The organism is Polynucleobacter sp. 35-46-11 (assembly GCF_002281105.1).
The window spans coordinates 1-6,548 of sequence record NZ_NCFJ01000112.1; the positions used below are offsets into that span (position 1 = coordinate 1).

The 6,548-nt window shown below is 48.0% G+C and carries 5 protein-coding genes; 3 read left to right on the forward strand and 2 right to left on the reverse strand.

From position 1 onward, the window contains the following. Positions 1 to 13 precede the first annotated feature (13 nt). From polA to B7Y67_RS09245, 3 genes are read left to right on the forward strand one after another with little or no spacing between them, the layout of a single operon-like run. Positions 14 to 2,842: a DNA polymerase I gene (gene polA, locus B7Y67_RS09235; protein ID WP_293598397.1), complete on the forward strand. Its 2,829-nt coding sequence runs from the start codon at positions 14 to 16 to the stop codon at positions 2,840 to 2,842. Positions 2,843 to 2,863: 21 nt separating this feature from the next. Then, positions 2,864 to 3,760 carry a dienelactone hydrolase family protein gene (locus tag B7Y67_RS09240; protein ID WP_293598393.1) on the forward strand — a complete coding sequence of 299 codons (897 nt, stop codon included), beginning with the start codon at positions 2,864 to 2,866 and terminating at the stop codon, positions 3,758 to 3,760. A gap of 5 nt (positions 3,761 to 3,765) precedes the next feature. Then, positions 3,766 to 4,539: a ZIP family metal transporter gene (locus tag B7Y67_RS09245; protein WP_293598394.1), complete on the forward strand. Its 774-nt coding sequence runs from the start codon at positions 3,766 to 3,768 to the stop codon at positions 4,537 to 4,539. Here B7Y67_RS09245 and B7Y67_RS09250 read toward each other — a convergent pair. Together B7Y67_RS09250 and B7Y67_RS09255 are read right to left on the reverse strand one after the other, a co-directional pair. Continuing rightward, positions 4,536 to 5,366, reverse strand: a complete 831-nt coding sequence (locus B7Y67_RS09250; protein WP_293598395.1) for a sulfurtransferase — start codon at positions 5,364 to 5,366, stop codon at positions 4,536 to 4,538. The genes B7Y67_RS09245 and B7Y67_RS09250 overlap by 4 nt on opposite strands. 38 nt (positions 5,367 to 5,404) lie before the next feature. Further along, positions 5,405 to 6,511: an aromatic ring-hydroxylating dioxygenase subunit alpha gene (locus tag B7Y67_RS09255; RefSeq protein WP_293598396.1), complete on the reverse strand. Its 1,107-nt coding sequence runs from the start codon at positions 6,509 to 6,511 to the stop codon at positions 5,405 to 5,407. Positions 6,512 to 6,548 lie beyond the last annotated feature (37 nt).

The following is a 6,548-nucleotide window of genomic DNA, read 5'->3' on the forward strand; positions in this document are numbered from 1 at the left end:
GTACGATTGCGGTATGACTAAACATAGACTCTTGTTGGTAGACGGTTCTAGCTACCTCTATCGCGCCTTTCATGCCATGCCAGACCTCAGAAATGGGGCGGGTGACCCAACAGGGGCAATCTATGGGATGGTCAATATGATGCGCCGAGCGCGCTCGGAACTCAAGGCTGACCATATTGCCTGTGTTTTTGACGCCAAAGGTAAGACTTTCCGGGATGAAATGTACTCTGAGTACAAGGCGCACCGCTCCCCCATGCCTGAAGATTTAGTCAAACAAATTGAGCCGATCCATGCGATGGTCAAGGCCTTAGGCTGGCCAGTACTGATGGTTTCTGGGGTTGAGGCTGATGATGTGATTGGTACCTTGGCTTGCCAAGCTACCCAAGCTGGCTGGGAAACCATTATTTCTACCGGCGACAAAGATTTGGCTCAGTTAGTGAATTCCTCGGTTACCTTGATTAATACGATGACCAATGAGAAGTTGGATATCGATGGTGTTATCGAAAAATTCGGCGTACCTCCAGAGCGCATCGTAGATTACCTGTCGATCATTGGGGATACCGTCGACAACGTACCCGGTGTTCCGAAGGCGGGCCCTAAAACAGCCAACAAATGGTTAGCTGAGTTTGGTGACCTGGATAAATTGATGGCAAATGCCGATCAAGTGAAGGGTGTTGTAGGCGAGAACTTGCGTAATAGTTTGGAGTGGCTTCCACAAGCGCGACAGCTGATTACTGTGAAAACGGATTGCGACTTATCCTCCCATCTTCCAGGCTTGGATGACTTGCACGCAAAACCAGAGGATGCACCGCTTTTGCGTGAACTGTTTGAACGCTACGCATTTAAAACTTGGTTGCGTGATGTGGAGAAGCAGTTGGGCGGAGTGGCTCCTGAAGCTAGCGGCGGTTTTGATTTAGCTGGCAGTCCCATCAAAAATTCTTCGGAAGAAGATGTAAAAGCTGACACCAAGAAGTTTGGCCCTACTGCTACAGAGGCAACAACTGCCTTATCGCAAGAAACAATGGATCTGCAAGGCGCTATTGCCAAACACTATGAGTGTGTGGTGGATGAGGTTGCACTAGACCGCTGGATTAAAAAAATTGAAGGTGCAGAACTAACAGCTGTCGACACAGAAACTACTAGCTTGGATGCGCTAGCTGCTGAGATTGTCGGTATCTCGCTTTGTGTCACCTCTGGAGAGGCCTGCTATATCCCAGTGGCGCACCGTAATGGGGAGGCTCAACTCAGTCGTGAATTAGTCTTAGCCCGCCTGAAGCCTTGGTTGGAAAGCGCTTTGTATTTGAAGGTAGGTCAAAACCTCAAGTACGATAGCCATATATTTGCGAACTACAACATTACTTTGCAGGGCATTGCATTTGACACCATGCTGGAGTCTTATGTACTTGAATCACATATGCCGCACAACATGGATAACTTAGCCGAGCGACACCTCGGCATGAAGACCATTAAGTATGAGGAGGTATGCGGTAAGGGCGTGCATCAGATTGGTTTTGATCAAGTGGATCTGAAGATCGCTACAGACTATGCGGCAGAAGATGCGGACATTACCTTGCGTTTACACCACGCACTGTGGCCTCAAATCCAGGCAAGCCCAGGCCTTCTTTATGTTTATGAAAACATTGAGATGCCAGCCATGCGTGTGCTTGGCATCATGGAGCGCAATGGCATTCGGATTGATTCGGCGCTGCTATCTCAGCAAGGCCAAGAGGTCGGCAAGCGTTTGCTTGCCTTGGAGGGAGAGATTCATAAGCTGGCTGGACAGCCATTCAACATTCAATCCCCTAAGCAGATCGCAGAAATTTTATTTGGTCAGCTAGAGCTTCCGGTAATTAAGAAAACGCCATCGGGTGCGCCATCGACTGATGAAGAAGTTTTACAGAAGTTGGCTGAAGACTATCCTTTGCCTGCGCGTATTTTGGACTACCGCAGTCTTGCTAAGTTAATGTCGACCTATATTGAGAAACTGCCACGCATGGCTGATCCTAAAACCGGTCGCGTGCACACGAGTTTTTCTCAGGCGACTGCAGTGACAGGGCGCTTGGCTTCAAGCGACCCAAACTTGCAAAATATTCCTGTTCGTACAGAAGAGGGTCGACGAATTCGAGAAGCGTTTATTCCGGCGGAAGGTTGCAAACTTCTTTCTGCTGACTATTCTCAAATTGAATTGCGCATCATGGCGCATATTGCTGAAGATGAAAATCTGTTAGCTGCATTTGCTGCCGGTAAAGACGTACACCAAGCAACTGCTGCTGAGATTTTTGGTGTGCCGCTTGAGAGTGTTAATTCAGAGCAGCGTCGCTATGCCAAGGTCATTAACTTTGGCCTGATCTACGGTATGAGTGCTTTTGGTTTAGCGGGTAACTTGGGCATTGAGCGCTCAGCAGCTCAGAATTACATTGCCAAATACTTTGATCGCTATCCAGGTGTGGCCCAATATATGGAGCGCACTCGTTTAGAGGCTAGAGAGAATGGCTATGTCGAGACAGTCTTTGGCAGACGCCTATGGCTGCCGGAGATTAAGGGTTCGAATGGCCCTCGTCGTCAGGGTGCGGAGCGGGCTGCAATTAATGCCCCCATGCAAGGTACTGCAGCTGATCTGATTAAATTGGCCATGGTGGCGGTTGAGAATTGGCTAGAAAAAGAGGGTCTCAAGACCCGTATGTTGCTTCAGGTGCACGATGAATTGGTATTTGACGTACCCTTAGATGAGCTGGAGCTCTTGCAGGCAAAGCTACCTGATTTGATGTGTAAGGTGGCTGAACTGAAGGTTCCTTTGGTAGTGGGTATTGGGATTGGCGATAATTGGGAAGAAGCACATTAATTACAGGTAAGGAGACAAAAAATGACTACTAAAAAAGATTTAGATTCAAAAGTAATTGCTAGCGACAGAAGAGGTTTCATGAAAGCCTCTGCTATTACAGCAACCACGATGGGAATTGGTTTTGTAGCCGCCTCAGAGCCTGTGATGGCACAAGCAATCGAAACGGATTTCAAGGGCATTAAAGCGGGTGAGCAAATGATTCCAGTCGGCAGCTTTCAGATGCCAGCTTATGTTTCTCGTCCAGAAAAAGCAAAAGGTAATTTGCCGATTGTGATCGTCGCTAGCGAAATATTTGGTGTACATGAATACATTGCTGACGTTACTAGACGTTTTGCTAAATTAGGTTATATGGCGATTGCCCCAGAATTCTTTATCCGAGCAGGCGATCCTAATACCTATGGAACTACTGCCGAGATCATGAGCAATATTGTTGCCAAGACTCCAGATTCTCAAGTCTTAAATGATTTGCAGGCAGCCATTCAATGGGCTGGCAAAAACGGTGGTGATGTGAAAAAAGTTGGCGTCACAGGTTTTTGCTGGGGTGGTCGTATTACTTGGCTCTCAGCTACGTTGCCTCAGGTCAAAGCTGGTGTAGCTTGGTATGGTCGCTTAGTTGGTGAAAAAACTGAAGGCAATCCTCGTCACCCAGTTGATATTGCTGCTGACCTGAAAGCTCCGGTCCTAGGTTTGTACGGTGGAGCAGATGCGGGTATCTCGCTCGAAACTGTTGAGCAGATGCGTCAAGCGCTTGCAGCAGCAGCCCCGAAAAATCCAGCTGCTAAAGCCTCCCGCTTTGAAGTCTATCCAGATGCACCCCATGGCTTCCATGCGGACTATCGCGCTTTATATCGCGAAGGTCCAGCGAAGGATGGCTGGGAAAAATGTATTGCCTGGTTTAAACAAAACGGGGTTGCTTAATTTTCATGTCAGTACTGCAAAGCATTGTGCTGGTAACAGCGCTAGCGGGAGCCGCTAGCGTTCTTGTAGCGGCAAGCTTTTCTTTGTCATTTCTGTCAAAGATGGTTCACAGCATGGTCAGTGTGTCGGTAGGTGTTTTGTTGGCTACTGCCTTGCTGCATTCATTACCTGAGGCATTTACGATGCCGGGCGTGGATGCTAAGTTGCTATTTGCTACTTTGCTTGCAGGTCTCCTGGGCTTTTTCTTGCTTGAGAAAATCGCTTTACTACGTCATAGCCATCATCATGAAGGAGATGGTCATGGCCACCACCATGGACATGATGCAGAAGTAGCGGGTCGCAGCGGTTGGATGATTTTGGTAGGCGATGGATTACATAATTTTGTTGATGGTGTTTTGATTGCTGCTGCATTTATGGCCGATTACCAAGTCGGCATCTTTACTACGATTGCCATTATTGCTCACGAGATCCCGCAGGAAATTGGGGATTTCATCGTACTGCTCAATGCAGGATTCACACGCACGCGCGCACTCATATACAACCTGATTTGTGGTTTATCTGCAGTAGTGGGTGGGGTATTGGCTTATTTCTTTTTGGAAAGAGTAAATGCGGCAATGCCTTACTTACTCGTGATTGCCGCAAGTAGTTTTATCTACATTGCGGTGAGTGATCTCATTCCACAAATGCATCGCCGCCCACACTGGGCGGAGTCTTTACGTCAAACGATTTTGATTGCTTGCGGCGTTGGATTTGTAATCTTGCTCTCGTTACTACATTAAAGTGCGACTGGCCTGCTCGGGTCGGCGCACCATTCACTCCAACTACCTGCATACAGACGTGAGCCTTTGAGGCCGGCAACTTCCATGGCCAACAGGTTATGGCAGGCAGTTACTCCAGAGCCGCATTGATGAATGACTTCAGATGCTTTAGTTGAGCCTAAGAGATCATGAAAGTCTTTGAATAGTTGTTCTGGTGCCTTGAAGCTTTTTTTGGAAAGATTTTCTCTGAAGCAATAATTAATCGCGTTGGGGATGTGACCGCCAACAGGATCTAAGGTTTCATTTTGACCATGGAAGCGATCATTTGCGCGAGCGTCCACAACTATATTATTTTTGGCTTGGAGATTATGAACAACTTCCTCTACTGTTACTAGGCCAACATAAGGCATTGTAGGTACTGGCGTTGATGTTGGTTTTGCTTCGCGAGGCATTGTGCCAATCGGGCCATTCCAAGCATCTAGGCCACCATCTAATACTTGCACGTTGGCATGGCCAGTGGCTTTGAGCATCCACCATAAGCGACTGGCATATACAGAGCCTTGATTATCGTATGCAACTACTAAAGTGTTTGAGTCAATACCTAAGCGTGATTTAGTTTGCGCCCAAGCCTCAGGGCTAGGTAGCGGATGACGACCATTCTTGCCCGTCTTTTCACCGGATAGATCGTGGTCTAGATCGACATAGAGAGCGCCAGGAATATGACCCTCAAGATAGGATTTGCGGCCTGCTAAGGGATCCACTAAATCAAAGCGGCAATCACAGAGCAATACATTTTCACCGCTGTTAATGATTTCTTCCAACTGATTTGCAGTAATGAGAGGCGTCATGATGGCTTCCTATTGAGAGCGGGATGGGTGTTACTGAATTATGCGCCTTCGTAACTCATGGCGCGACGGTACCATTCATGAAAATGTTGCATGCCATCTTCCATGGGGCTTTGGTATGGGCCCACTTCATTTTGACCGCGAGCTAGCAGGGCAGCCCGACCGGCATCCATACGTTCTGCAATTTCATCATCTTCAATGCAGGTTTCCATATAGGCTGCACGCTCCGCCTCTACAAATTCGCGCTCAAAGAGGGCGATCTCTTCCGGGTAATAGAACTCAACCACGTTCCGAGTTTTATTCGGACCCATGGGGTGCAAGGTGGAAACGCAGAGAACGCCTGGGTACCACTCGACCATCACATTCGGATAGTAGGTAAGCCAGATAGCGCCATGGCGAGGTGTTTTGCCCTCGTGATGGCGTAGAACTGCTTCATGCCACTTTTGATAAACCGGTGATCCAGGTTTCTCAAGGTTCTTATGAATACCAACAGTTTGTACGCTGTGCCAGTCACCGAATTCCCAACGCAGGTCTTCGCAAGAAACAAACTTACCCAAGCCCGGATGAAACGGAACAACGTGATAGTCCTCGAGGTAGACCTCAATAAAAGTCTTCCAGTTGTAATTACATTCATGGACTTCAACATGATCCAGAACGTAACCCTCAAACTTGAGATCATCGGCAACACCGAGTTTGGCAAGATCGGCACGAACATCGCGTGGACCTTCAAATAAGAGCCCTTGCCAATTTTGCAGGGGGGATTTGCCTAGATTAAGACAAGGCTTATCTTCAAAATGGGGCGCACCCATGAGTTGACCATTTAAATCGTAGGTCCAGCGATGCAGGGGGCAAACAATATTGTCCGCTTTGCCTTTGCCATTAAGCATGAGTGCTTGGCGGTGACGGCAGACATTAGATAGGAGTTCAATGCCATCTTGATTGCGAACCAAGAGTCGACCTTCATTTTCTGAGGTCAAAGTTTGGTAGGAACCAACTTCAGGAACCATGAGTTCGTGACCAACATAGCCTGGCCCCTGCTTAAAAAGCAGTTCAATTTCACGTTGATAGAGCTCAACGTCAAAATAAGCCGAAACCGGCAGTTGTAAATTGGACGGCGCAAGCTGCTGCGCGGTAGCCAGATTAGTCATTCTCCCCACCCCCGAAAACGTCAGCCGAAGCTAAGCG

Coding starts and splice junctions, on each gene's coding strand:
- polA (WP_293598397.1), top strand. CDS start 14: ATGACTAAACATAGACTCTTGTTGGTAGACGGTTCTAGCTACCTCTAT.
- B7Y67_RS09240 (WP_293598393.1), top strand. CDS start 2,864: ATGACTACTAAAAAAGATTTAGATTCAAAAGTAATTGCTAGCGACAGA.
- B7Y67_RS09245 (WP_293598394.1), top strand. CDS start 3,766: ATGTCAGTACTGCAAAGCATTGTGCTGGTAACAGCGCTAGCGGGAGCC.
- B7Y67_RS09250 (WP_293598395.1), bottom strand. CDS start 5,366: ATGACGCCTCTCATTACTGCAAATCAGTTGGAAGAAATCATTAACAGC.
- B7Y67_RS09255 (WP_293598396.1), bottom strand. CDS start 6,511: ATGACTAATCTGGCTACCGCGCAGCAGCTTGCGCCGTCCAATTTACAA.